Source organism: Enterobacter sp. ENT03 (assembly GCF_019218745.1).
Classification (GTDB): Bacteria; Pseudomonadota; Gammaproteobacteria; order Enterobacterales; family Enterobacteriaceae; genus Enterobacter_D.
Genome location: NZ_JAHUXA010000003.1, coordinates 111,114 through 134,306 on the forward strand (window position 1 = coordinate 111,114; position 23,193 = coordinate 134,306).

31 protein-coding genes are annotated in these 23,193 nt (G+C 52.5%); 30 read left to right on the forward strand and 1 reads right to left on the reverse strand.

Features of this window, described 5'->3' with window-relative positions:
* The first annotated feature begins 8 nt into the window (after positions 1 to 8).
* The 24 genes from KW828_RS07200 to KW828_RS07315 all read left to right on the forward strand — a co-directional run bounded on the left by KW828_RS07200 (position 9) and on the right by KW828_RS07315 (position 15,747).
* Entirely contained in the window at positions 9 to 389 is a 381-nt protein-coding gene (locus KW828_RS07200) for a phage holin family protein (protein ID WP_218335747.1), read from the forward strand.
* Positions 376 to 660, forward strand: coding sequence for a phage holin family protein (locus KW828_RS07205; RefSeq protein WP_072568830.1), 285 nt, complete (start codon positions 376 to 378; stop codon positions 658 to 660). The genes KW828_RS07200 and KW828_RS07205 overlap by 14 nt, the downstream gene beginning before the upstream one ends.
* Positions 657 to 1,283 carry a glycoside hydrolase family 19 protein gene (locus KW828_RS07210; RefSeq protein ID WP_218335748.1) on the forward strand — a complete coding sequence of 209 codons (627 nt, stop codon included), beginning with the start codon at positions 657 to 659 and terminating at the stop codon, positions 1,281 to 1,283. Before KW828_RS07205 ends, KW828_RS07210 begins: the two co-directional genes overlap by 4 nt.
* On the forward strand, positions 1,280 to 1,747 hold the full coding sequence (locus tag KW828_RS07215; protein WP_218335749.1) for a lysis protein: 468 nt from the start codon (positions 1,280 to 1,282) through the stop codon (positions 1,745 to 1,747). The genes KW828_RS07210 and KW828_RS07215 overlap by 4 nt, the downstream gene beginning before the upstream one ends.
* A 108-nt stretch (positions 1,748 to 1,855) precedes the next feature.
* Positions 1,856 to 2,914 carry a RelA/SpoT domain-containing protein gene (locus KW828_RS07220; protein WP_218335750.1) on the forward strand — a complete coding sequence of 353 codons (1,059 nt, stop codon included), beginning with the start codon at positions 1,856 to 1,858 and terminating at the stop codon, positions 2,912 to 2,914.
* Between the two features lie 63 nt (positions 2,915 to 2,977).
* A complete protein-coding gene (locus tag KW828_RS07225) occupies positions 2,978 to 3,181 on the forward strand; it encodes a hypothetical protein (RefSeq protein ID WP_218335751.1) in 204 nt (67 codons plus the stop codon).
* Between the two features lie 63 nt (positions 3,182 to 3,244).
* Positions 3,245 to 3,535 (forward strand): HNH endonuclease, encoded by a 291-nt coding sequence (locus KW828_RS07230; protein WP_218335752.1) that lies wholly within the window; start codon positions 3,245 to 3,247, stop codon positions 3,533 to 3,535.
* A gap of 12 nt (positions 3,536 to 3,547) precedes the next feature.
* On the forward strand, positions 3,548 to 3,757 hold the full coding sequence (locus KW828_RS07235) for a serine acetyltransferase (RefSeq protein WP_218335753.1): 210 nt from the start codon (positions 3,548 to 3,550) through the stop codon (positions 3,755 to 3,757).
* A gap of 121 nt (positions 3,758 to 3,878) precedes the next feature.
* Positions 3,879 to 4,313: a hypothetical protein gene (locus KW828_RS07240; protein WP_218335754.1), complete on the forward strand. Its 435-nt coding sequence runs from the start codon at positions 3,879 to 3,881 to the stop codon at positions 4,311 to 4,313.
* Between the two features lie 13 nt (positions 4,314 to 4,326).
* On the forward strand, positions 4,327 to 5,859 hold the full coding sequence (locus tag KW828_RS07245) for a terminase large subunit (RefSeq protein WP_218335755.1): 1,533 nt from the start codon (positions 4,327 to 4,329) through the stop codon (positions 5,857 to 5,859).
* Positions 5,860 to 5,861: 2 nt separating this feature from the next.
* Positions 5,862 to 7,139 carry a phage portal protein gene (locus tag KW828_RS07250; protein ID WP_218335756.1) on the forward strand — a complete coding sequence of 426 codons (1,278 nt, stop codon included), beginning with the start codon at positions 5,862 to 5,864 and terminating at the stop codon, positions 7,137 to 7,139.
* 17 nt (positions 7,140 to 7,156) lie between these two features.
* Complete coding sequence (locus KW828_RS07255; protein ID WP_218335908.1) at positions 7,157 to 7,825, forward strand: HK97 family phage prohead protease; 669 nt, start codon at positions 7,157 to 7,159, stop codon at positions 7,823 to 7,825.
* Between the two features lie 11 nt (positions 7,826 to 7,836).
* Positions 7,837 to 9,000 (forward strand): phage major capsid protein, encoded by a 1,164-nt coding sequence (locus KW828_RS07260; protein WP_218335757.1) that lies wholly within the window; start codon positions 7,837 to 7,839, stop codon positions 8,998 to 9,000.
* A gap of 160 nt (positions 9,001 to 9,160) precedes the next feature.
* The gene (locus KW828_RS21890) at positions 9,161 to 9,670 is read left to right on the forward strand and encodes a head-tail connector protein (RefSeq protein WP_256350065.1); all 510 of its coding nucleotides are present in this window, start codon (positions 9,161 to 9,163) and stop codon (positions 9,668 to 9,670) included.
* 60 nt (positions 9,671 to 9,730) lie between these two features.
* Positions 9,731 to 9,916 (forward strand): hypothetical protein, encoded by a 186-nt coding sequence (locus KW828_RS07270; RefSeq protein ID WP_218335758.1) that lies wholly within the window; start codon positions 9,731 to 9,733, stop codon positions 9,914 to 9,916.
* 2 nt (positions 9,917 to 9,918) lie between these two features.
* Positions 9,919 to 10,251: a phage head closure protein gene (locus tag KW828_RS07275; RefSeq protein ID WP_218335759.1), complete on the forward strand. Its 333-nt coding sequence runs from the start codon at positions 9,919 to 9,921 to the stop codon at positions 10,249 to 10,251.
* Positions 10,244 to 10,729 (forward strand): HK97-gp10 family putative phage morphogenesis protein, encoded by a 486-nt coding sequence (locus KW828_RS07280; protein ID WP_218335760.1) that lies wholly within the window; start codon positions 10,244 to 10,246, stop codon positions 10,727 to 10,729. Before KW828_RS07275 ends, KW828_RS07280 begins: the two co-directional genes overlap by 8 nt.
* The gene (locus KW828_RS07285) at positions 10,726 to 11,091 is read left to right on the forward strand and encodes a DUF3168 domain-containing protein (protein ID WP_218335761.1); all 366 of its coding nucleotides are present in this window, start codon (positions 10,726 to 10,728) and stop codon (positions 11,089 to 11,091) included. The genes KW828_RS07280 and KW828_RS07285 overlap by 4 nt, the downstream gene beginning before the upstream one ends.
* Positions 11,092 to 11,149: 58 nt before the next feature.
* Complete coding sequence (locus KW828_RS07290; RefSeq protein ID WP_218335762.1) at positions 11,150 to 11,653, forward strand: phage tail tube protein; 504 nt, start codon at positions 11,150 to 11,152, stop codon at positions 11,651 to 11,653.
* Between the two features lie 50 nt (positions 11,654 to 11,703).
* Positions 11,704 to 12,111 (forward strand): phage tail assembly chaperone family protein, TAC, encoded by a 408-nt coding sequence (locus KW828_RS07295; protein WP_218335763.1) that lies wholly within the window; start codon positions 11,704 to 11,706, stop codon positions 12,109 to 12,111.
* A gap of 17 nt (positions 12,112 to 12,128) precedes the next feature.
* Complete coding sequence (locus tag KW828_RS07300) at positions 12,129 to 12,347, forward strand: phage tail protein (RefSeq protein WP_256350067.1); 219 nt, start codon at positions 12,129 to 12,131, stop codon at positions 12,345 to 12,347.
* A 67-nt stretch (positions 12,348 to 12,414) separates the two neighbouring features.
* Positions 12,415 to 12,882: an LPXTG cell wall anchor domain-containing protein gene (locus tag KW828_RS07305; protein ID WP_218335764.1), complete on the forward strand. Its 468-nt coding sequence runs from the start codon at positions 12,415 to 12,417 to the stop codon at positions 12,880 to 12,882.
* Positions 12,883 to 12,923: 41 nt separating this feature from the next.
* The gene (locus tag KW828_RS07310) at positions 12,924 to 15,380 is read left to right on the forward strand and encodes a phage tail tape measure protein (protein ID WP_256350068.1); all 2,457 of its coding nucleotides are present in this window, start codon (positions 12,924 to 12,926) and stop codon (positions 15,378 to 15,380) included.
* A 25-nt stretch (positions 15,381 to 15,405) separates the two neighbouring features.
* Complete coding sequence (locus KW828_RS07315) at positions 15,406 to 15,747, forward strand: phage tail protein (protein ID WP_218335765.1); 342 nt, start codon at positions 15,406 to 15,408, stop codon at positions 15,745 to 15,747.
* A gap of 36 nt (positions 15,748 to 15,783) precedes the next feature.
* Here KW828_RS07315 and KW828_RS07320 read toward each other — a convergent pair whose 3' ends face one another.
* Complete coding sequence (locus KW828_RS07320; protein WP_218335766.1) at positions 15,784 to 16,332, reverse strand: hypothetical protein; 549 nt, start codon at positions 16,330 to 16,332, stop codon at positions 15,784 to 15,786.
* A gap of 170 nt (positions 16,333 to 16,502) precedes the next feature.
* On the opposite strand from KW828_RS07320, the gene KW828_RS07325 reads away from it, so the two are divergent.
* From KW828_RS07325 to KW828_RS07350, 6 genes are read left to right on the forward strand one after another with little or no spacing between them, the layout of a single operon-like run.
* Complete coding sequence (locus KW828_RS07325; protein ID WP_218335767.1) at positions 16,503 to 17,240, forward strand: phage minor tail protein L; 738 nt, start codon at positions 16,503 to 16,505, stop codon at positions 17,238 to 17,240.
* 2 nt (positions 17,241 to 17,242) lie between these two features.
* Positions 17,243 to 17,974 (forward strand): C40 family peptidase, encoded by a 732-nt coding sequence (locus tag KW828_RS07330; protein WP_218335768.1) that lies wholly within the window; start codon positions 17,243 to 17,245, stop codon positions 17,972 to 17,974.
* Positions 17,952 to 18,566, forward strand: coding sequence for a tail assembly protein (locus KW828_RS07335; RefSeq protein ID WP_218335769.1), 615 nt, complete (start codon positions 17,952 to 17,954; stop codon positions 18,564 to 18,566). The genes KW828_RS07330 and KW828_RS07335 overlap by 23 nt, the downstream gene beginning before the upstream one ends.
* A gap of 13 nt (positions 18,567 to 18,579) precedes the next feature.
* Complete coding sequence (locus tag KW828_RS07340) at positions 18,580 to 22,146, forward strand: host specificity protein J (RefSeq protein WP_218335770.1); 3,567 nt, start codon at positions 18,580 to 18,582, stop codon at positions 22,144 to 22,146.
* Entirely contained in the window at positions 22,146 to 22,457 is a 312-nt protein-coding gene (locus KW828_RS07345) for a hypothetical protein (RefSeq protein ID WP_218335628.1), read from the forward strand. Before KW828_RS07340 ends, KW828_RS07345 begins: the two co-directional genes overlap by 1 nt.
* The gene (locus KW828_RS07350) at positions 22,457 to 23,107 is read left to right on the forward strand and encodes a hypothetical protein (protein WP_218335771.1); all 651 of its coding nucleotides are present in this window, start codon (positions 22,457 to 22,459) and stop codon (positions 23,105 to 23,107) included. The genes KW828_RS07345 and KW828_RS07350 overlap by 1 nt, the downstream gene beginning before the upstream one ends.
* Positions 23,108 to 23,193 lie beyond the last annotated feature (86 nt).

Consider the following 23,193-nt stretch of genomic DNA (forward strand, 5'->3'; position numbering starts at 1 on the left):
GGGGCTAAATGTCCGAACCTGTATCCGGATCTGTTGCAGCGGCTAGTGCATTAACGGGGGCCAGCATTTATGGATTACTGACCGGCACAGACTATGGTGTTGTGTTCGGCGCGTTCGCTGGTGCCGTTTTCTACGTGGCCACTGCGGCAGACCTGACGATTTTCCGCCGATCTGCATACTTCATCGTTTCCTATTTTGCCGGGGTATATGGTTCCGGGCTGGTGGGCTCCTGGCTCGCCAGCATGACCAGTTACAACGACAAGCCGCTTGATGCTCTGGGCGCTGTTCTCCTGTCCGCCGTTGCTATCAAGACACTCACGTTTTTCAGTGAGCAGGATCCGCTGACGTTATTGCAAAGGTGGAGAGGAGGAACCAATGGTAATAAGTGATCCTCTGGTGCTGACCAACGTAATGACATGCACCGCGATTGTTCTGCGCCTGATGATGTTCCGTAAGCCGGGCGGAAAACATAACTGGTGGGCGTCCTGGCTGGCGTACCTGATTATCCTGGCGTATGCCTCGGTGCCGTTCCGCTTCCTGTTCGATTTCTATTTCCACGCCCACTGGGCGACCGTCACTATCAACTTAATCATCTGCGCCGCCGTGTTCAGGGCACGGGGTAATGTGGCGCAGCTGTTCCAGGTACTGAGGCCAGAATGAACCAGACACAATTTCAACGGGCGGCTAATCTCAGCGCCAGTTTAGCCGCGCGCTGGTTTCCGCACATCGATGCGGCGATGCGTGAATTCGGCATCACCGAACCGGTGCAACAGGCCATGTTCATTGCGCAGGTAGGCCACGAATCAACGGGCTTTACCGCGCTGGTAGAAAGCTTCAATTACAGCGTGGCAGGGCTGGCCGGTTTCATCCGCGCAGGGCGTATCACGCAGGACCAGGCGAATATGCTTGGCCGCCGCGCTGGTGAATCCTCTTTGCCACTGGAGCGACAGCGGGCGATCGCAAATTTGGTCTACAACAAACGCAATGGCAACAAAGGTCCACAGGATGGCTGGAAATATCGCGGTCGCGGTCTGATTCAGATCACCGGGCTGGAGAATTACCGCAAATGCGGTGCCGCCCTGAAACTTGATCTGGTCACTACGCCTGAACTGCTGGCGGAAGACCGCCACGCAGCCCGATCAGCGGCATGGTTCTTTGCCACCAGCGGTTGCATGCGGTATCCTGGCGATGTGGTGCGGGTGACGCAGATCATCAACGGTGGGCAAAACGGCATTGATGACCGCACCAAGCGTTATGAGGTAGCGCGGCGGGCACTGGCATGAACCTCGCCTTCCTGAAGGCAGGGTGGAAACCGCTGGTTGTACTGGTGGTGTTCATTCTCCAGCTGGTGGCTGCCTTCCATTATTACGATAAAGCTGCTGACCAGCAGCACCGCGCCGATACCGCCGAACACAACCTGAAGCTGGCGACGGACACCATTACCGACATGCAAACTCGCCAGCGTGAAGTGGCTGCGCTCGATACCAAATACACGAAGGAGCTGGCAGATGCCCAGGAAACTATTGATCAGCTTGAGCGTGATGTTTCTGCTGGGCGTAAGCGGCTGCGGCTCAACGCCACATGCCCAGAGAACGGAGCGGCCAGCGCCACCAGCGTGGATGATGGCACCGGCCCCAGACTTGCTTACGCCGCTGAACGGGATTATTTTCTACTCAGACAACGAAGCCAAACGATAACCACCCAGCTTAAGGGATTGCAGGAGTATGTGAAAACCCAGTGTAATTAAGATAGAAAGCACTAAAAAAAGTGCGAATTTCAATTAAAATCTTTTATCTAAATGATTAAAAAAATCATTAATATTTGTGTGGTTTATCTGGGATGATAAGAAAAAAACATGGGAATGAAAATGGCAGAGTTAAAGTACTCAAAAGGAGAAATCAATAGAGCAGGGGCGATCCTGCGCTCTACTGATTCAGAGGAATACAGTATCGATGATTTTATATGGGCTCTTGAAGTCTTGAACAATCTTAGAGAAATGTGTGTTCATCCTCTAAATGCATTTCAGACAACTCTTCGCCGAAAGATGAAGGTTGCTGATCCAACTGCCATTGCATCCCAACGCTTAAAACGCATACCCTCTATAATAGGTAAGCTTAAAAGAAGCCCAAAAATGCAGTTAGCTAGGATGCAAGACCTTGGTGGCTTACGAGCTGTTGTGTGCTCTATGGATGCGGTGAGAGAACTTGAAAAAAGCTACTTAAATAACTCTTATAACCGTTTCAGGCACGTTCTTACATCTCATAAAGATTACATTAACGAGCCCAAAAGCTCAGGATACAGGGGTATTCACTTAGTCTATAAATATCAAGGTGCTACCAATCCACACCATAATGGTCTCTTACTTGAAATTCAAATACGCACAAAAATGCAACACGCATGGGCTACTGCTGTGGAAACCATGGGGACTTTTATAGGGCAATCTATAAAGTCAAGCGAAGCAGATGAAGCATGGAATGAATATTTCTCGTTGGTTGGTAGTGCTTTTGCATTAATGGAAGGTTGTAATCCTGTACCTCAGTATGCTCATCTTGACAAAATGCAAACTTTTAAACTTGTCGAGGAAATGACTACTCGGTTAGCAGTTGTTGATCGTCTTTTGGCCTTTAGAGTAGCGGTAGAGGATATCACGAGAAATGGTGGGAGCTATCATCTGTTAATTTTGGATACTGCATCACAAAATGTACAAATAAAGAGTTTCGGGATTAGACGTATAAACGAAGCGACAGCAGAATATTTAGAGTGGGAAAAAAAGGCTGAAGGTAACTTATATATGCAAGTGGTTTTGGTTTCTACAGAAAACGTAAGTAACCTTAAAGCTGCTTATCCCAGCTACTTCTTGGATGCAGAAGAGTTTGTACGAATTGTAAATCATATAAAAGCTGAGTGCCTTTGATAAGACTTTACAAAAAGAAGTTTCACGCTTAACCCCATCTCTACCTATGAAAAGGAGTTTGCAATGTTAGAACGCTATATTTCTGCTACTGATACTGAACAAAATAGAGTGGAAGTTGTTAAAGCCGCTCTTGAGATAGCCAAAGCTGCTGTTGGTGCTACGGGTGCTAACAGCGGTATTAAGTCAGGATTTGACTTAGATAATGTAATCAATAAAATCAATCAATTAGCGGATTCTATTCAGGCAGCTATTGATAATAAAAAATGATAATGCATGCACTTAATTCCAAAGCCATTGGCATCAGCTGGTGGCTTTTTTATTGGAGTGAATATGTGTTCCAGTTCGCCCTGGCATAACCTCTACAATACTAAGCGCTGGTACCGCCTGCGCTATCATCAGCTTCAGAAACAGCCACTGTGCGAGTTTCATCTCAAACGCAAGCAGGTAGTGTCAGCCTCAATCGTTGACCACGTCACACCGCATAAGGGTGACGAGACACTCTTTCACGACCCGGACAACCTTCAGTCGCTTTGCAAACGTTGTCACGACTCAGTGAAGCAGCGGATGGAGAAGGGCGGAACGGTGACAGAGTTCGACAGTGAAGGGCGGGTAATCTGGTAAAAGGAGCATACAATGCAGGACCTCAGGGTTGAATACCGCGAAGTTAGGCTGGTTGAACTGAGCATTGATGGCATCAGCTTCAGCTCACTAACAGCGATCAACCTCCATCATGAGGTAGGAGAGACGCTGCCCACGGTTACGTTGACCATTCCCCTCGGAACCCGCGAACGGCTGGTGCCGCATTATCAGCCCCGTGAAAACCTGCGCATCATCGAGAAGTGAGAGCAATTCTCATTTGTTAGGCCGGAAGGGCTGGGGGAGGGGTAAAACTCTGATGGCAAAATCTTAAAGACCGCGCCCTCAGTCTTTTTATTAAAAACGTCCAGAAAAAAAGGAAAAAGTGATGGCACAGCGAGGCAGAAAGTCTCTCGCTGCGACGTCTGCTGTCTCGCTGCCGGCGCTGGCTGAAAGCAGATTACAGCCGTCGCTGCATCTCAGCGATCCGGAGATCAATGTCTGGATCCGTCTGGTCAATGACAATCCGGCCAGCTCGTTCACCGAAACCCATCGCGACATGATGGAGATGTACTGCCGCCATGTCGTTCAGGCCAGGATCATCACCACGCAGCTGGAAGCGTTCGAGCTGGAATGGCTGTCACGTGAAGATGGCCTTAAGCGTTACGACCGGTTGCTGACTATGCGTGAGCGTGAAGTCCGTTCCGCATCTTCACTGGCTACCCGCCTGCGGATCACGCGCCAGGCCACCACCGACCCGAAAACAGTAGGGCGGGCGCATAACAATCTGGCGCGGGAGAAAAAGCCCTGGGAAATTGATTAAGGCTGAGTAGCTGATGGTTAAAAAGACCCTGACACGGGCTGAACGAAACATCCGGTGGTGTGAGCAGAACATCCTCATCCCTGAGGGCAAGTTTGTCGGACAGCGGCTGAAGATGGCCGACTTCATGAAGGATGACTTCAGGGCAATCTTTGATAACGTGCATGGCACCCGCCGCGCGATCATCAGCAGGGGGCGTAAAAACGCCAAGACGGTGGAAACCGCCATGCTGATGCTGCTTTATCTGGTGGGGCCGGAGGCGGCACACAACTCCCAGCTTTACTCAGCGGCCCGTTCCCGCGATCAGGCTGCAATCCTCTTTAACCTCGCCTCAAAAATGTGCCGGATGAACCCAGTGCTGATGCAGTACGTGGCGATTAAAGACTCAGCCAAAGAGATCCACTGCCCTGAACTGGGCTCCTATTACCGGGCGCTGAGCGCCGAAGCGACCACCGCTTACGGATTCTCGCCGCGCTTTGTCGCCCACGATGAGTTAGGCCAGGTTCGTGGCCCGCGTGATCCGCTTTATGAGGCGCTGGAGACAGCAACCGCCGCGCAGGAAAACCCGATCTCGGTGATTATCAGCACACAGGCACCGGATCCCAGCGACCTCCTGAGCCTGTTAATTGATGACGGGCTGACCGGCGCCGACCCGCGAACGGTGGTCCGTTTACAGACCGCGCCAGAAGATATTGATCCGTTTTCGGTTGAGGCGATCAGAGCAGCAAACCCGGCATTTGACGTGTTCATGAATCAGCAGGAAGTGCTGGACATGGCCGCCAGCGCCAAACGTCTGCCTTCGCGTCAGGCTGAGTTTGAAAACCTTGTCCTTAACCGGCGGGTTGAGGCGAAAAGCCCGTTCGTCAGTCAGACCGTCTGGCATATGAATAAAGAAGAACCTGACAGCCTGGCCGGTTCCACCGTCTGGGGCGGGCTTGACCTGTCCAGCGTCTCGGATCTTACGGCACTGGTGCTGAATTCTGCCAGAGGCGATGTGCACTGTAAGTTCTGGCTGCCAGCGGAAGGCCTGGCTGATAAGGCCCGTAATGATCGTGTGCCTTATGACATCTGGGCGCGGCAGGGTTACCTCAATACGACACCTGGCAAAGCCATTGAGTACGCCTTTATCGCAAAAGAACTTCGCGACATCTTCGATACCTGCAACGTCAGGGCGCTGGCCTTTGACCGTTACAACATGCGCTTTCTTCGTCCGCACCTTATTGACGCCGGATTCACAGAAGCTGAACTCGAACGGTTCGTGGAATTCGGGCAGGGCTTTGTATCTATGTCACCGGCGCTGCGTGAGCTGGAAACCAAACTGCTCGGCGCGCAGCTGAAGCATGGCAATCATCCGATCCTGGAGATGTGCGCCAAAAACGCGACCGTCATCACTGACCCTGCGGGCAACCGCAAGTTCGTAAAAGGCAAATCCAGCGGGCGCATAGATGGCATGGTTGCGCTGGCAATGTCCGTCGGGGCACAGAACAGCGACGAGGTGGAAGAGCAGGGTGACGTTAACGATTTCATTTACAACTTCTTGAGCGTGTAAACATGGCTGATACCGATTACAGCATTGACCTGCGAACGCGATCGCCATTCTGGGCGCGCATGGCTTCCATCCTGACCGGCGGCCGACTGGTGACTCCGGATAAAGGCTCACAGATGGCGGGAACATCTGCGCACGGTGTGGTTGGTGACTCTGTGGTGACTGACGAGCGTAATATGCAAATCAGTACGGTGTGGGCCTGTATCAGGCTTATCTCCACCGTCACCGCATCGTTACCCCTTGATGTCTACCAGACCAAAGATGATCAGCGCAGCAAAGTGCCGGGTACTCACCCTCTCGCAAAGCTGCTGCGATTCCGGCCTAACAATTTCATGACTGCGCTGGAGTTTCGCGAAGCCATGACCATGCAGCTTTGCGCCTACGGCAACGCCTACGCACATGTGGAGCGAAACAGCGTCGGCGACGTTATCAGCATGGTTCCGCTGATGAGCGCCAATATGGAGGTCCGGCTCAGCGAGAACAGTAAATCCATTATCTACCGCTACCGCCGTGACACGGAATACGCCGACTTTTCACAGAAAGAAATCTTCCATCTCAAGGGATTTGGCTTCAACGGACTTACCGGCCTGTCCCCGCTGGCGTTCAGCGCGAAGTCTGCCGGTGTTGCCATTGCCATGGAGGATAATCAGCGGGAGTTTTTCGCGAACGGCGCGAAGTCTCCGCAGATCCTCATGACTGACGGCAAGGTACTGACCAAAGAGCAGCGCGGTCAGCTGGAAGAAAACTTCAAAGAGATTGCTGGCGGCCCGGTTAAAAAGCGCCTGTGGATCTTGGAGAGTGGGTTTACGACACAGGCTATTGGGGTTTCGCCTCAGGACTCGGAAATACTGGCAGCGCGTAAATTTCAGGTTGCCGAACTGGCCCGGTTCTACGGCGTGCCACCGCACCTGGTCGGTGATGTTGATAAAACCACCTCATGGGGATCCGGTATCGAGCAGCAAAACCTCGGCTTTCTCCAGTACACCCTTAAACCTTATCTCGATCGCTGGGAATACAGCATTGAGCGCTGGCTGGTTAAAGAAACAGAGCAGGGTAGTATCCACGCCGAACATAATCTTGACGGGCTGTTGCGCGGCGATTCTACAAGCCGGGCATCCTTTATGCAGATCATGGTTAATACCGGGATCCGTACCGTTAATGAAGTGCGACGGCTGGATAACCTGCCGCCCCTTCCCGGTGGCGATGTGGCGACGCGCCAGTCGCAGAACATCCCGATTACAGATCTCGGAACCAACACTAAGCCCCTCACTGAAGGGGCTTAATTTTTATGGGGGCTTCAATGCCGGACATCCAGAAAACCCTGTCCTTTAACCAGGCAGAGATCAAATTCGCAGGCGATGGCAGCCAGGGCATTTTTGAAGGCTACGCCTCCGTGTTTAACAACACAGACTCTGATGGCGACATCATTTTACCGGGTGCATTCAGGAACACGCTTGCCACGCAGAGCCGCAAGGTGGCGATGTTCTTTAATCACCGCACCTTCGAGATCCCGGTCGGCAAATGGGAAACACTCCAGGAGGATGAGAAAGGCCTGTATGTGAAAGGGCAGCTCACGCCAGGCCTCAGTGTTTCATCCGATCTGAAAGCCGCCATGCAGCACGGCACGGTTGAGGGTATGTCAGTCGGTTTCTCCGTATCGAAAGACGATTACAGCGTCGGTACCACGGGCCTGATTTTTAAAAACATCTCTTACCTGCGGGAGATTAGCGTCTGTACGTTTCCCGCCAACGAGCTGGCGGGCATCTCCGCCATGAAAAGCATTGAGACAATCAAAACCATTCGTGACGCGGAAGCCTTCCTGAGGGAGTCAGCAGGGCTGTCGCGCGCAGAAGCACAGGCGTTTCTCGCCAGTGTTAAGTCCGCAGGCCGGAGCGAGTCCGGTAGCGGCGACATTGACGCGCTTGCACAGCGCATAACCTCATTTGCCGCTAATCTGCGGAACGCATAACGGAGCACCACATGTCTGAATTATCTGTACTGGAAAAAGCGATCGAGAATTCACAGAAAGAAGTGAAGCAACTGATCGATGAGCAGCGTAAATCCATTAATGAAAATGGTGAGATTAACAAACAACTCCAGGCCGACCTGACTAAGGCGCAGGATGAACTGAAAACCACCGGTACGCGCCTGTTCGATCTTGAGCAGAAGCTGGCCGGCAACGCCCCGGATCAGACCGCGAAGAAATCTTTTGCCGAGCGGGTATCCGAAGACCTGATGAAGGGATGGGACGGCTCGCGTACCAAAGCGAAAGTGACCAGCTTCGATAAGGCCATCGGATCGGGGGCGAACTCTGCCGGCTCCCTCGTTCTTCCGCAGCAGCAGCCGGGCATTCTCATGCCTGGCCTGCGCCGCCTGACCGTGCGTGATCTGCTGGCGCAGGGGCGTATCACCAGTAACGCGCTGGAATATGTTCGCGAGAACGTGTTTACCAACGCTGCCGCGCCAGTGGCGGAAGGTACCCTGAAACCAGAAAGCAATATCACCTTTACCAAAGAAATGGCGAACGTGAAGACGATCGCCCACTGGATCCAGGCATCCCGTCAGATTATGGACGATGCTCCGGCTCTGGAGTCCTATATCAACTCCCGCATGATGTATGGCCTGGCGCTGGTGGAAGAAAACCAGATGCTGAACGGGGATGGCACCGGCGACAACCTGCAGGGCCTGAACGTGGTCGCCAACGAGTATGAAACCGCGCTGAACGCCTCCGGTGATACGGGCGCTGACGTGCTGGCACACGCTATTTATCAGGTATCGCTCAGCGAGTTTGAAGCCAACGGTATCGTTCTCAACCCGGCAGACTGGCATCGCATCGCGCTGCTGAAGGACGCGAACGGCAATTACATCCTTGGCGGCCCACAGGCGTTTGCCTCGAAGTTGCTCTGGGGGCTGCCGGTAGTGTCCACCACGGCGCAGGCTGCAGGTAAATTCACCGTGGGTGCCTTTGGCCTGGCCTCGCAGGTCTGGGACCGCATGGATGCCACCATCGAAATCAGCAACCAGGATCGCGATAACTTTGTGAAAAACATGCTGACCATCCTGTGCGAAGAGCGACTGGCGCTGGCGCACTACCGTCCCGCGGCTATCGTCACTGGCGATATTGCGGTTTCTTCCGGCGAATAACAGAAGGGCGCGGTCAGTAATGGCCGCGTAAACGCTATGAAAATTAAAGCTCTCCGTATGTTCTCGCACTACCACCTCGGCACTTTTTCACAGGGCGAAACCCGGATTGTGAAAAAAGAAACTGGCGAGATGCTGGTGAAATTGCATCTGGCCGAAGAGGTTGAACCGGCGACGAAAAAACACACCATGCCTGAACAGCCTGAACAGCCTGAACAGCCTGAACAGCCTGAACAGCCTGAACAGCCTGAACAGCCTGAACAGCCTGAACAGCCTGAACAGCCTGAACAGCCTGAACAGCCTGAACAGCCTGAACAGCCTGAAAAAGTCAAAACCGGGGGTAAAGGTGGAAATAAGCGCGGAGCAGATGGCGCAGATAAAGACGCATCTGAAAGTTGACAGTGATGGTGAGGACGATCTGATTGCTGCCTATGCGTCGGCAGCTGTCGATTACGTTGAGCACTTCTGTGACGGCGCGCTGGTGGAATCGCTGACTCTTGCCCAGGAAGGAAAAGAACCTCCCCGCGAGGTTCTTTTCACTTCCGGTATCTGGGCGGCGATGCTTCTTCTTATCGGTCACTGGTACGCGAACCGCGAAGCAGCGGCACAAAACCTGACAGAAGTGCCACTGGGCGTAGAGGCGTTGTTGATCAGGCACCGGAGGTGGAACTGATGGCCTGTGCAGGTTGTGCTGCCCGCCGGGAGTGGCTTAAAAAGTGGATGAAAATTGCCTATGAACGAGCAACAACACAAAGATCTGCTGGCAGCGATGGCGGCCCAGACCGCGGCAATGATGCGGCTGGCGGAGTCAAACGAGGCCCTGGCGGCGATGATTTACCAGTCAATGGTCGGGGAGATTGAAACGACCACGATCGACTCCCCGGTGCACACTTATCTCAGCAGTAAACCCAGGGGGTAAGCATGCAGGCCGGAAAGCTTAACAGGCGCGTCATGCTCCAGAAGCCCGTGAAAACACAAAGTCCTGTCACTGGGTCCGTCACCAGTGGCTGGGCTGATGTCACCGAATTGTGGGCCAGTGTTGTTGATTTATCTGCGCGCGATTTTGTGGCCGCGCAGGCCGCACAAAGTGAGGTGACTACACGGATCACCATTCGCTGGCGGGAGGATGTCACAGATAAACACCGCATTGTTCACCGGGGGCGCATCTACAACATTCATGGCGTACTCGAGGACGACAAAAGCGGCCGGGAATACCTGACGCTGCCGTGTTCGCGGGGGGTTAACGATGGCTGATGGTATTGACTTCAGCATTACCGGGCTTGAATCCCTGCTCGGGAAACTTGATGCAGTCAGTGATGATCTGCGGCGTAAAGGTGGCCGGGCGGCGCTGCGGCGCGCAGGCAACGTAATTGTCGAAAAAGCCAAAGAGAATGCCAGCCGTATTGATGATCCGGTAACCGGGCGCAGCATTGCCGCAAACGTGACGCAGCGCTGGAATGGTCGCCTGTTCCGGCGCACCGGCGATCTGGGCTTCAGGATCGGCGTGCAGCATGGCGCCGTACTTAAAAATCACCCTGATCTGAGCGAGAACGCCCCGACGCCGCACTGGCGACTGATTGAGTTCGGTACCGAAAAGATGCGTGCTCAGCCTTTTATGCGCCCGGCAGCTGAAAGCAACCTTAATGAAGTGACAGACACCTTTGCCACTGAATACGAAAAGGCGCTCGACCGGGCAATCAGGCGCGCGCAGAAAAAAGGAGTTCCACCATGATCGCGCCCGTATTCGCCGTTTGCGCTGCCAGTCCGCGCGTCAGGGCATTGTTGGGCGCTGATCCGTTACGTGTGTATCCATTCGGCATGCAGGACGACGCCCCCGTTTATCCTTATGCGGTCTGGCAGAACGTCACCGGCTCCCCTGAGAACTACCTGGCGCAGCGGCCTGATGCTGACGCATTCACGTTGCAGGTGGATGCCTATGCCGACACGGTGGATGAGGTGATCGCCGTCGCCGCTGCGCTGCGTGATGCCATAGAGCCGCACGCATACATCACGCGCTGGGGCGGGCAGGAGAAAGACCCCGAAACAAAACGCTACCGCTATTCCTTCGACGTTGACTGGATAGTTCCGCGATAACCATTCCCGCTTTAACCTGCCGGCCCTGAGCCGGTTTTTTTATGACCGGAGATAACCCATGTCTGTATTAACGCAAGGCACGCAGCTCTTTGTGCTTACTAAAGGCGCAGTGAGTGAAGTCGAATGCATCACCGCTTTTTCACCTGGCAGCAACCCTGCCGATCAGATCGAAGACACCTGTCTTTCTGAAAAGAACGATCGCACGTACAAGCGCGGTCTGCGCACGCCTGGCCAGGCTTCACTAACGCTTAATGCCGATCCTAAAAACGCCAGTCACATCATGCTCTACAACCTGTCCATTTCTGATGATGAAGAAGACCAGGAACTGACATTTGCGATCGGCTGGTCTGACGGGGAATCTTCGCCGACGGCGGCGGCATCCGGCACCGCCGGGGCGGTTGATGGTCTGGTTCTGCCGGACGATCGCACCTGGTTTGTGTTCAAGGGCTACGTAAGCGACTTCCCGTTTGATTTTGCAGCCAATACGGTTGTCTCCACTTCTGCCTCTATCCAGCGTTCCGGCTCTGCCGTATGGATCCCGAAAGTACAGGCAGGCAGCTGATAACCGGCGGGCATGCGTCCCGCCAGGTTTCACATTTAACAGGATAAGATATGAAACTCAGTATTGATTCACTGAAACAGGCGGGTGCGTTTACCGGCCGCCCGGTAGAAAAAGAGATCACATGGACGCAGGGAGATCAGGATTTTACCGCAACAGTTTATATCCGCCCGCTGGGTTACCACACCGCCATGACCGACGTGATGGCGGCTAACGGGCGTCTTGATGGTGTGGCCGGGCGCATCGCTGCATCAATCTGTGACGAAGAAGGTAAGCCGGTATTCACTCCGGCGGATATTACTGGCGAAGCAGACCCGGAGCGCGGCGCGCTGGACGGTGCGCTGACTATTGCTCTGCTGGTGGCCATCCAGGAAGTTAACGATCTGGGAAAGCCGACCTCACCGGCGAAGACGAAATCTGGTGCGAGCTCGTCCTCAACGGGATCGGCGGACGAACAATAGCGGAGGCGCGGGAGCAATTGAGCTTCCGTGAGTTTCAGATGTGGGTGAAGTACCGCCACCAGTATGGCAACCTGAACCCGATGATGCGAATGGAATGGGGCGCAGCGCTGGTCGCCTCCGTGCTCGCTAACGTTAACCGGGGTAAAGATGATCCGCCGTTTCGTATAAGCGATTTTGCACCTCACATCGGTGAGCCCGCGGTTTCTCTGGAAGATGCTATGAAGACCTGGATTTAACATTATCATGGTTTTGTCATTCCGCTATTCCTGCTACCCTTTTAAAAAACATCTTAGAGGGCACGAAATGAAAAACGCTGGATGGCTATTGTCAATAAGCGGAGTGATCTTGGCATTGTACGCTTTATTCTTTATGGACGTAAGTGTTCCAGTAGGTGATGGTACACGCGTAAATAACATTGGCTTGCTGGCGCAACAGCAAAATCTAATAGTGATAGCTGGAGTGTTATTTATAGCGGGTGTTTTGATTTCTGCTTTGAAAAAGAGAAAAGATGTTCCTGATATAGATTATTCTCAAATCAACAATATTACTGGTGAATTCTTCTTGCAAGAGGCTGGGGATGGTCAACATCTTGATTTAAATTCAATAGATAAATTATCTTTAATGCTATTGAAAAAACATGGAAGAAGCAGTGTTAATGAAATACTGTTCATGAACGGCCCAACGTTAGATAGGATGGAGGGCAACCTACCGGAAAATTTACGCAAAGAGTTTCGTCGTAAATTAATGGAAAGACTTAAAGAAAATAGTTAAATAGAACCCGCTAAGGCGGGTTTATTATTCTTGGAGCAAGCATGGCTGGTAAATCACTTGGAACTTTGACGATCGATCTCGTAGCAAAAGTTGGTGGTTTTGTTGCTGGCATGGACAAGGCGGAGCGTTCTTCATCAAAGTGGAGAAAACAGGTTGAGCAGGATGTTAAGGCTGCTGGATCTTCCATTGCTACATTAGGTGCAGCAACAGCAACAGCTGCTATTGGAGTTGGAGCGGCAGGGATTGCTTTATTAAAATCAACGTCTGAGCAAATTACTGAAACTGATCGATGGGCTAAATCCCTTCGCATTTCAACTCAAGAATTATTGGCTTGGCAATTTGCCGCCGAAAAAGCCGGAGTGTCGGGCGATAACATGGCCGATATTTTCAAGGACATTGGTGATAAAATTGGTGATGCTGTTCTTAATAAATCAGGCGAAGCTGTAGACGCACTTAATGCTTTAGGGCTATCAGCGGAAAGGCTATCAAAGGCAGCTCCAGACGAGCAACTTTTGGCTATAGGTGAAGCCCTAAGTAAGGTAGGAACAAACGCCGAAAAGACAACTATTCTTGAGAGTTTAGGGAATGACTTGTCGAAGTTGCTGCCCTTATTTGATAACAATAATGAAAAACTTAAAGCGTTTATTCAGCAAGCTAAAGATTATGGTGTTGCGCCCAAACCAGAATCAATCAATGACTTGATTAAAGTAAATGAGGTTTTTCAAGACATAGAATCGCAAGTTAAAGGACTAAAGATTGAAATTGCCAGTGGCTTGGCTAAAGTCGATCTCTCTGGTTTAAGTAACTCTCTTGATAAAATAAAATCCACTTTTACCGATCCAAAAGTATTACAAGGATTAGTGTCCCTTGTTAGTGAAATAGCAGAGTTGGCGGGACTCATGGCGAAAGCTGCTGCCGAGACGGGAAAGTTAGCTGCCTATTCTTCTAACCGCATTGCGGCGCTCGGAGGCAATGTTGATCTAACGAATATTGATCAGATAAACGAACGTATAAGCTACCTCCAAAATAATTTATCTAACAGGAAAGGCATTTACTCACAAGGTGAATCATTTTTTTCTTGGTTAACCGGGGGTGATGATAGCGTTGCAACACTAAATGATGAGGTTAAAAAGCTCGTAGCGCAGCGAGAAAAACTAATCCAGCAGAATAATAAAGTCAATGCGCCACCAACTGGTAAAGCGACCGTGGTTGATGGCAAATCATTTGCACTTGGGAATAATGAAACAAACGGCAAAACAACCCCTGATGCTGGTGCTAAAAAACTCGAAAACGCATTCAAAGTCACAGAGCTGAGTTACCTTCGCCAGATTTCGCTGATCGACACAACCGGCAAAAAATCAGCCGAAGTGACCGAGCGGCAGAAGCTTCAGTTCGACATCGCCGATGGCAAACTGTCCGGGCTTAACGACACGCAGCGCCAGCGCCTTGAACTTCTGGCAACAGAAGTTGATCGCCTGAATGGAGTGAAGAAGGCCAATGAGGAAAACCTGAAGGTCGCTGAATATGTGGCTAATCTTCAGCGAGAAAATGCTAACTCTGCAGCCTCGTTAAATGCGGATATTATTGGAGCTGGGCAGGGCGACAAAGTGCGGGAGCGCCTGCGAGAACGGCTGGATGTGGAGCGTGAGTTCAACGAAAAGCGGGCCGATCTTCAGCAGCGTTACCAGAGTGGGGACATTAAAAGCCAGGCAGAATACGATCGCTATACCGCCGAGCTTGAAAAGGCGCTTTCACAGCGGCTGGAAGGATATGAAGGCTACTACCAGCAGATTGATCGGCTTAATACAGACTGGGTAACCGGCGCGCGTGACGGATTGGCTAACTGGGTTGATGACTCCACAAATTATGCTTCACTGGCTGCAGGCGCCATGCAAAGCGCTATGTCCGGGATCAGCAGCAATATTGTCGACATGCTTAACGACAACAAGGCCAGCTGGAAAGACTGGGGTGTCAGTGTGCTCAAGGTGATTGAGCAGGTAATGGTTAACATGGCAGTAGCCAGTGCTGTTAGCTCAATTGGCTCCCTGTTCAGTTTCGGGGCTTCATCTGCCAGCTCGACTCCCTCAGGAGCATACAACTCAGCCGCGGCGGGAATTAAGCTCAATGCTAAAGGTGGCGTTTATGAATCAACAGATCTCAGCAAGTTCAGTAATAGCATCGTAAGCAGCCCGACCATGTTTGCGTTCGCCAAAGGTGCTGGTCTGATGGGCGAGGCCGGGCCGGAGGCTATCATGCCACTTACCCGTGCATCTGATGGATCGCTCGGCGTCCGGGCTCTGGGCGCAGTGGGTGGTGGTGGCACGATGTTCAACATTAATGCCCCTGTCTCTATCACCCAGGGTGATTCGCGTGACGAGGTGAATAACGCAAGCACAGCCAGCACCGCCAGACAGCTTGAAGGTATTGTGCAGAAGACCCTGACTGATCGCCTGCGAAAAGAAATATCGCCAGGCGGTATCCTTTATCGCCGGACGTGATATTCCGGTTCATTTCGGAAAACATATGGCAATCGATACGTTTACCTGGTGCGTCCGCACCGATGCAAGTGGCACAACCAATGTGGCCACGTTGCAGGCGCAATTTGGTGATGGCTATAAACAGGTTGCCAGCGCCGGAATTAATACGGCTGCCGAGACATGGAATTTGACGTGTAGCGGAAAATTATCTGCCATGAAGCCGGTGCGGGAGTTTCTCCTGAACCATGTCACGAAATCTTTCTGGTGGGTGAATCCATGGGGGGAGAAAAAACTCTATCGGGTAAAAGCCGATTCTGTCAGTCCCACATTCCCGAACGGTGGTTTTGTTGAAATATCGTTTGTGTTTGAGCAGGCCTTCGCGCCGTAAATCAGGCAGCCGAAAAATGGCTGCCGCTTAATAAGGCTACTCGGCGGGCTTGAATTTAGCCGGGTAATATTCTGTCAGAAAATAAGAGAGGTGATCAAATGCCCACTTCAGACCGTCCTGCTCGCGCTCCCGGAACGTCACGTTTACTTGTGAGTAAGATTCACCGTAGATTTCAAGAGGAGATGAAAGCCAAAGGAGAATGCCCTGAACATATTGAATGGCCCGCAGGCGGGTTTCCTCATCCGGTATGGCCTGTGAAAGATAGGAATAATATTGATCATCAAGATTAATCAAATCCTCCTTTATTGCCTCTGTAGTATCTGGCCGACACGTAAAATCTACATAGCCATATAAACTGTCATTTATGTAGCCGATTGCGCACCCCAGAGTCATGAATAGACCTGATGTCTTATTTACGCATTTAGTAAATTCTTTAAACCATGGGTAATCTGTAATCTCATGGATGTCGTTAATTTTTTCAGGGAACTGAATCAGATCAAAACCACCATTATTGATGTCACCGTTCTCTCTTATATCTCTCCGGTAAGGGAAACGGATGAAATTGACGCGCTCTACCTTATCCATTTTTAGCTTTAAATTGCTGTGCAAGGGTAATCAGCCATTCCTCATTTGCTGAATGCACCCATGCGGCTACATGGGCGAGCTGAATAACCAACATACGCGGGGATGTTACTTAGCAACATCCTGATATTCGATCAGTAGCCACCTCCGGGTGGCTTTTTTATGGGCCTAATATGAGTTTCTCAGGTGACATCCAGCAACTGGAGCCGGGCCAGCTTATCCGGCTAATTGAGATTGACGGTACCGCTTTTGGCATGGATACCGTGCTGCGCTTTCACGCGCACAACATTGAATCCACAGGCTGGGCTGCATTCGCCGCTGATAATCTTCCCGCCATCATCTGGCAGGGCCAGCAGTACGATCCGTACCCGTATGAGCTAAAGGGCATGGAGTTGTCCAGCACCGGCGCACAGCCGACGCCCACGCTATCCGTGTCGAATATCGGTAACTACGTCACCGCGCTGTGTCTGGAATACGACGACATGGTCAAAGCAAAGGTGAAAATACACACCACCCTGGCGAAATACCTCGATGCAGCAAACTGGACAGCGGGCAACCCGAACGCCAGCCCGGCAGATGAGCGGGTGCAGCTGTTTTACGTCAACGCCAAAACCGCAGAAACGCGGATGCAGGTGGATTTCGAATTGTGTTCACCCTTCGATGTTCAGAACCTGCAACTACCCACCCGGCAAATTACGCCTGTCTGCACCTGGTGCATGCGGGGCTGGTACCGAACCGGCAACGGCTGCGATTACGCCGGAAACCGGTATTTCCTGAAAGACGGAACACCAACGAACAATCCGGCGCTGGACGTCTGCGGTGGCCGGCTGCCTGACTGTGAGGCCAGGTTCGGGGAAGGTAATCCGTTATCGTTCGGCGGATTCCCGGCGGCAAACCTTCAGGGGAAATAAGCATGCGCAAAAAGTTAATGAAAGCCATTGCTGATCATGTAGCAGCGGAATATCCGAATGAAGCGTGTGGCGTCGTGGTGCAGTCCGGACGGGCGCAGAACTACATTCCGTGTCGCAACATTGCAGAAAATCCGACTGAGTCATTTACCCTGGCACCGGAAGACAAACTGGCGGCGCAGGAGCAGGGCGAAATCATCATGATCGTTCACTCGCATCCGGACGTAGTGCAACTGGTGCCGTCGGAGCACGACCGTATCCAGTGCGACTGGTCCGGCGTGGAGTGGGGGATCATGTCATGGCCTGACGGTGATTTTTGCACGCTCTCGCCAAGAGAAGACCGGGATTACACCGGGCGGCGCTGGGTGCTTGGCTTTGCTGACTGCTGGTTGCTTATTCGTGAGTGGTACCAGCGTGAGTACGGCATTGCCCTGGGCAATTACTCGGTGCCTTACGAATGGTGGGAGCAGGGCGAAAACCGCTACGACGATAACTGGCAGGCTGAGGGTTTTGTCGAAGTTGACCCGACGGCTATTCAACCGGGCGACATGATCATGATGCGCGTACAGGCGCAGGTCACCAATCACGCCGCGGTATACCTCGGCGACAATCTCATCCTGCATCATATCACCGGGCAACTTTCGGCCCGGGTGCCATACGGAAAATATTACCGCGACCGCACCGTTCGGGTGGTGCGTCATAAGGAGCTGATAAATGCTGAAAACATTGATCCTTGACGGGCGCATGGCGAAGAAATTCGGGCGCGTACACAAATTTGATGTGGTGGATCTGCCGGAAATGCTGCGCGCGATGTGCAGCCAGGTGCGGGGCTTTAAGCGCTACCTGTCAGAAGGGCATATGCATGGAATTCGCTTCGCCTTCTTCAACGGTAAGCACAACATCGGCCTTGATGAATTCGATATGACTAATGGATCGGAGATGTACCGGATTACGGCTATCACCGAAGGTTCAAAGCGCGGCGGCGTATTGCAGATTGTCATCGGTGCCGTTGCTCTGGTGGCGGCTTACTTTACCGCAGGCGGCAGCCTTGTCGCACTTGGCATGAGTGCAGCCGCCGCGACGGCGACCACTACGGCATTAACTGGCCTGGGTCTGAGCATGATGCTGGGCGGTGTGGTTCAGCTGCTCACCCCGCAACCAAAATACAACGTCGGCGCATCTTCCAGCACGGATAACAAACCCAACTACGCATTCGGCGCGCCGGTGAACACCGTGGCAATGGGCTACCCCGTACCGGTTTTGTTCGGTGAGCGTGAGATTGGCGGGGCCATTATCAGTGCGGGAATTTTCTCCAGCGATCAGCAATAACAACAGGTGAGATATGCGTTTACTGGAAAACGAAACCATTCAGGGCAGGAAGGGCGGCGGGGGCGGTAAACAGCATACGCCAGTTGAACAGCCGGACGATCTGCTGTCGGATGCAAAACTCAAAATGCTGGTCGTGCTGTCTGAGGGTGAGATTCAGGGCGACCTGACCGCGCAAAAGATTTACCTGAACGATACGGCGCTGGCAAACGACGACGGCAGCTATAACTTCACCGGCGTCAAATGGGAATATCGCAAGGGCACACAGGACCAGCCTTATATCCAGGGACTGCCGGAGGTGGATAACGAGCTGTCAGCTAACGTGGCGGTGACCACCACCGTGCCATGGACCCGACAATTCAGCAATCTGACGCTTGATGCTGTGCGAATCAAACTCAGTCTCCCCGCGCAGTACATGTACAAAGACAATGGCGATATGGTCGGCACCGTCACTCAGTACGCCATTGACCTGTCGACGGATGGCGCTGCATGGCGCACCGTAGTAGACGGGAAATTTGACGGTAAAACCACATCTGAATATCAGCGCGATCACCGTATCGACCTCCCGGAGGCAACCACGGGATGGTCAATCAGGGTACGCCGCATTACAGCAGATTCCACGTCTTCCAAACTGGTGAACGGTTTCAAGGTATTCTCTTTTGCTGAAGTGATCGACAGCAAGCTTCGTTATCCGAACAGTGCCCTGCTTTATATCGAGGTCGACAGCAGCCAGTTTTCCGGCGGCGCACCGAAAGTAACGTGCAGGCCGAAGGGCAAATTAATCCGCGTTCCGGACACTTACGATCCGGTGACCCGCACCTACAGCGGGACGTGGTCTGGCGGTTTTAAGCTGGCCTACACCAACAACCCGGCGTGGATTTTCTATGATCTGGTGCTGGATGAAATTTACGGCATGGGTAACCGCGTTGATGCCAGCATGATTGATAAGTGGGCACTTTATGCCATTTCTCAGTATTGCGATGAGAAGGTGTCGAATGGTGCTGGCGGCACAGAACCTCGCTTCACCTGTAACGTGTTCATCCAGAGCCAGCAGGATGCATATACCGTACTGAGCGATCTGGCCGCTGTGTTCCGCGGGATAACCTTCTGGGGCAACGATCAGATATTCGTGCGCGCGGATGTGCCGCAGGACGATGTGGATTTTGTTTACCACGCATCAAATGTGACTGACGGTCTTTTCACCTACGGTAGCGGCAGTTATAAGAACCGCTATTCATCTGCACTGGTGTCCTGGTCAGATCCGCAGAATCATTACAGCGATACCGTTGAAGGTGTTTATGACGAACAACTGGTAGAGCGTTACAACGTCAACCAGATGTCACTTACTGCGATTGGCTGCACGTCACAGAGTGAAGCGCACCGCCGGGGCCGCTGGGCAATTCTGTCGAACGCGCGTGACGGTACTATTTCTTTCGGAGTGGGGCTGGATGGCTACATTCCGTTACCGGCGGAGATCATCGGCGTGGCTGATCCGTTCCGCGCTGGAAAACAGAACGGCGGGCGCATCAGCGCGGTGAATGGACGAAACATCACCCTTGACCGGGCCGTTGAATACGCGGCAGGTGATCGTCTGGTGGTTAACCTTCCTGACGGTACGGCGCAGACACGTACCATTGGCGCTGTCAGCAGTGACAAGAAAACAGTGACTGTTAATACCTCATTCAGCCAGCCACCGGCGGTGGGGGCTGTCTGGGCCATCGACAGCGACAGCCTGGCGATTCAGTATTTCCGCGTGACCTCTGTCAGTGCGAATGATGACAGTAACGGCGGCTTTACCATTACTGCCGTACAGCACGACCCGAACAAATACCGCTACATCGATGACGGTGTGCGCATCGACCCGGCGCCGATCACGGTCACCCCGATCAGTGTAATACCCGCGCCGAAAAACATCATCATCACTGAGGTGGACCATGTGGCCCAGGGGCTGAATGTCGCCACGATGAACGTCACCTGGGACAAGGTTGTCGGCGCTATTCGCTATATGGCCCAGTGGCGCAAGGATAACGGGGACTGGATCAACGTCGCCGTCACCAGTGCGCAGGGCTTTTCAATTCAGGGTATTTATACCGGCAGCTACGATGTGCGGGTTCGCGCCATGAATGCGCAGGAGTCATCATCTCCATGGGGCTACGCTGACACCACTTATCTGACCGGTAAGACCGGGAAGCCCGGCACACCGCAGAATCTGATGGCAACAGATGATGTTGTGTGGGCGATAGATGTAACGTGGTCCTTCCCGGATGGATCGGGAGACACGGCATATACCGAGCTGCAACGCGCCACGACGGACGACAAAGCCAACCCTGAGCTGCTGGCGCTGGTGCCATACCCGGCAGTCAGTTACCAGCACGGTCCTATGCCTGCCGGAGTACGACAATGGTACAGGGCGCGACTCGTAGACCGTATCGGGAATGTCGGCGACTGGACGGCATGGGTCATGGGTACCTCTTCCATTGATGTCAGTGCCATCACCGATGACATTCTGAATGATATGAAGGACTCGGAAGTACTTAAGGAACTGATTGAGAACGCCGTAGAGAGCAATGAAACGATTGCCGGAATGGTGACAGATATTCAGCAAAATGCCGATGATTTAGCGAATCAGGCAACGTTAATTGCGCAAAACGCTGAGAAGACTGGCCAGCTGGAGCAGTCAGTTTCGTCTCTTGACACGAAGGTGGATGGCGTGACATCGAGCGTCACTCAGCTGTCACAGTCTGTGGCTACGGCTGACGCAGCGCTCGGTCAGCGGATCGACAATATCAGCGTATCGATGGACGGCATGACTGGCGGCGTCAAAAACTCATCAATTGCCGTGATCCGAAACAGCCTGGCGCAGGTGACGGCGCGTCGCTCCCAGACTGCCACCAATAATGGCAATGTCGCAAAAATTGACCGGATTGATACCACAATTGCCAGCACCAGTGAGTCGGTGGCGCGGGCGCTTGTCACCCTTGATTCTTCTGCTGCCGGTAATGTCGCCAATGCCACTGACCTGACCGAAACGCTGGCCAACTTCACTCAGGCATCCGCAACGAAGATTAATTCGCTGACGGTGACTGTAAACGGGCAGACAGCAGCGATTACGCAAAATGCTCAGGCTACGGCTGATCTGTCAGGTAATCTGAATGCGATGTACAGCATCAAGGTTGGCGTCGACTCCAACGGCGTCCAGTACGCTGCCGGGATGGGGATCGGGGTTCAGAACACCCCTTCAGGCATGCAGTCCCAGGTGATCATCCTGTCTGACCGTTTCGCCGTTATGAGCCAGGCTGGCGGGGTAGTGTCGCTGCCTTTTGTCATCCAGAACGGGCAGACCTTCATCAGGGATACCTTCATCCAGGACGGTACTATATCCAATGCCAAGATAGGTAACTTCATTCAGTCTAGTAACTATGTGGCTGGTTCTGCTGGCTGGAGACTTGATAAGGGCGGCACCTGGGAGAATTACGGAACGGACGGCACTGGTGCTATGAAGCAGACAAACGTCACAATCAGCGTCAGGGATGAAAACGGTCGACTGCGCTGCCAGTTCGGTAAAATTACGGGGGTATTTTAATGGCGTGGGGGTTTCAGACGTGGGATGCCAGCGGGAAGCCCAATAACTACGGTCTGGTGCCGGTAACCGTAGTCGGCCGGTTGTCGGTCACCTTTGAGCAGGTCAGCGGATCGGCGTCTTACACGGTTCCTGCTGGTTATGTACTGGACTATATTCAGGCCCCTGTCAGCTTTGGTTATACACAGGTCAGGCGTTCGATAACGATTAATGGCGGTACGATTACTGTTGGTCAGGCCGCGCAATCGAGTTTCGGCGCGGGAACTGAGTCAGCTCAGGCCGCTATTATTGTTCTTTATCTGAGGAAAGTATAATGAACTGGGGGGCGCTTATTACCGCTGATGACGGTACGGCATTTATTACTGATGAATCAACGCCTATCTCTCTTCAGGGTATATACACAGCATCCGGAAGCAGGACGGTTACGCAATCAATACCCGTTAACACCGACGATGTAGTATTGCCGTTTTGCCTGGCAACCGGAGATGCTTACTTTACCTATGGAATTAACGGCTCAATACTGAACGTTACTGCGCAAACAAATGACTCTAATTCCTCTCCATTTTCTTTCACATGCTATGTCTTTACCACCCGCGCTCAGCCCCTTCCTGCATGGGGTGTGGCAATATGGAATAAGAACGGAAAATGTATTTTAACAAGTGAAACAAAGGTTCTTACCGATGTGGTTAATATTGGGACAAAAGGTGGTTCCAGTTCAGGGATGAACCTGACCAGCACAAGGGCCGGAAAGTGGGCAATAATTCCGGAGGTGGCAGGATTCTATGTTGGGGTCATTCAGCAGCGGCCATTTCAGATAGGGGTAGGTTTTACGGCGAGATACAATGGTTCTAATACTGTAATCACGGGTATTATGGGATCAACTGTGCCTGCTGGCGGCCAGCTCGGCACCCCCTTAGATATGAAGACAGCTGTGAGAGCTATCGATGTGTCACGCTATGAGTAGTTTATAGATTTAGTCGATCAATAATCGATAAACGATCTGATTTATGCGTTTCATTTATTCAAAATCAGCTGGTAGCGTCCTTTATT

What these genes read in the sequence shown, in the direction of transcription:
- KW828_RS07280 (WP_218335760.1), top strand. Translation starts at nt 10,244, where the DNA reads ATGGCTGATGGTATTGACTTCAGCATTACCGGGCTTGAATCCCTGCTC.
- KW828_RS07260 (WP_218335757.1), top strand. Translation starts at nt 7,837, where the DNA reads ATGTCTGAATTATCTGTACTGGAAAAAGCGATCGAGAATTCACAGAAA.
- KW828_RS07250 (WP_218335756.1), top strand. Translation starts at nt 5,862, where the DNA reads ATGGCTGATACCGATTACAGCATTGACCTGCGAACGCGATCGCCATTC.
- KW828_RS07240 (WP_218335754.1), top strand. Translation starts at nt 3,879, where the DNA reads ATGGCACAGCGAGGCAGAAAGTCTCTCGCTGCGACGTCTGCTGTCTCG.
- KW828_RS07290 (WP_218335762.1), top strand. Translation starts at nt 11,150, where the DNA reads ATGTCTGTATTAACGCAAGGCACGCAGCTCTTTGTGCTTACTAAAGGC.
- KW828_RS07330 (WP_218335768.1), top strand. Translation starts at nt 17,243, where the DNA reads ATGCGCAAAAAGTTAATGAAAGCCATTGCTGATCATGTAGCAGCGGAA.
- KW828_RS07315 (WP_218335765.1), top strand. Translation starts at nt 15,406, where the DNA reads ATGGCAATCGATACGTTTACCTGGTGCGTCCGCACCGATGCAAGTGGC.
- KW828_RS07310 (WP_256350068.1), top strand. Translation starts at nt 12,924, where the DNA reads ATGGCTGGTAAATCACTTGGAACTTTGACGATCGATCTCGTAGCAAAA.
- KW828_RS07225 (WP_218335751.1), top strand. Translation starts at nt 2,978, where the DNA reads ATGTTAGAACGCTATATTTCTGCTACTGATACTGAACAAAATAGAGTG.
- KW828_RS07220 (WP_218335750.1), top strand. Translation starts at nt 1,856, where the DNA reads ATGGGAATGAAAATGGCAGAGTTAAAGTACTCAAAAGGAGAAATCAAT.
- KW828_RS07305 (WP_218335764.1), top strand. Translation starts at nt 12,415, where the DNA reads ATGAAAAACGCTGGATGGCTATTGTCAATAAGCGGAGTGATCTTGGCA.
- KW828_RS07215 (WP_218335749.1), top strand. Translation starts at nt 1,280, where the DNA reads ATGAACCTCGCCTTCCTGAAGGCAGGGTGGAAACCGCTGGTTGTACTG.
- KW828_RS07275 (WP_218335759.1), top strand. Translation starts at nt 9,919, where the DNA reads ATGCAGGCCGGAAAGCTTAACAGGCGCGTCATGCTCCAGAAGCCCGTG.
- KW828_RS07230 (WP_218335752.1), top strand. Translation starts at nt 3,245, where the DNA reads ATGTGTTCCAGTTCGCCCTGGCATAACCTCTACAATACTAAGCGCTGG.
- KW828_RS07335 (WP_218335769.1), top strand. Translation starts at nt 17,952, where the DNA reads ATGCTGAAAACATTGATCCTTGACGGGCGCATGGCGAAGAAATTCGGG.
- KW828_RS07205 (WP_072568830.1), top strand. Translation starts at nt 376, where the DNA reads ATGGTAATAAGTGATCCTCTGGTGCTGACCAACGTAATGACATGCACC.
- KW828_RS07295 (WP_218335763.1), top strand. Translation starts at nt 11,704, where the DNA reads ATGAAACTCAGTATTGATTCACTGAAACAGGCGGGTGCGTTTACCGGC.
- KW828_RS07320 (WP_218335766.1), bottom strand. Translation starts at nt 16,332, where the DNA reads ATGGATAAGGTAGAGCGCGTCAATTTCATCCGTTTCCCTTACCGGAGA.
- KW828_RS07200 (WP_218335747.1), top strand. Translation starts at nt 9, where the DNA reads ATGTCCGAACCTGTATCCGGATCTGTTGCAGCGGCTAGTGCATTAACG.
- KW828_RS07325 (WP_218335767.1), top strand. Translation starts at nt 16,503, where the DNA reads ATGAGTTTCTCAGGTGACATCCAGCAACTGGAGCCGGGCCAGCTTATC.
- KW828_RS07285 (WP_218335761.1), top strand. Translation starts at nt 10,726, where the DNA reads ATGATCGCGCCCGTATTCGCCGTTTGCGCTGCCAGTCCGCGCGTCAGG.
- KW828_RS07235 (WP_218335753.1), top strand. Translation starts at nt 3,548, where the DNA reads ATGCAGGACCTCAGGGTTGAATACCGCGAAGTTAGGCTGGTTGAACTG.
- KW828_RS07350 (WP_218335771.1), top strand. Translation starts at nt 22,457, where the DNA reads ATGAACTGGGGGGCGCTTATTACCGCTGATGACGGTACGGCATTTATT.
- KW828_RS07270 (WP_218335758.1), top strand. Translation starts at nt 9,731, where the DNA reads ATGAACGAGCAACAACACAAAGATCTGCTGGCAGCGATGGCGGCCCAG.
- KW828_RS07245 (WP_218335755.1), top strand. Translation starts at nt 4,327, where the DNA reads ATGGTTAAAAAGACCCTGACACGGGCTGAACGAAACATCCGGTGGTGT.
- KW828_RS07210 (WP_218335748.1), top strand. Translation starts at nt 657, where the DNA reads ATGAACCAGACACAATTTCAACGGGCGGCTAATCTCAGCGCCAGTTTA.
- KW828_RS07255 (WP_218335908.1), top strand. Translation starts at nt 7,157, where the DNA reads ATGCCGGACATCCAGAAAACCCTGTCCTTTAACCAGGCAGAGATCAAA.
- KW828_RS07340 (WP_218335770.1), top strand. Translation starts at nt 18,580, where the DNA reads ATGCGTTTACTGGAAAACGAAACCATTCAGGGCAGGAAGGGCGGCGGG.
- KW828_RS07345 (WP_218335628.1), top strand. Translation starts at nt 22,146, where the DNA reads ATGGCGTGGGGGTTTCAGACGTGGGATGCCAGCGGGAAGCCCAATAAC.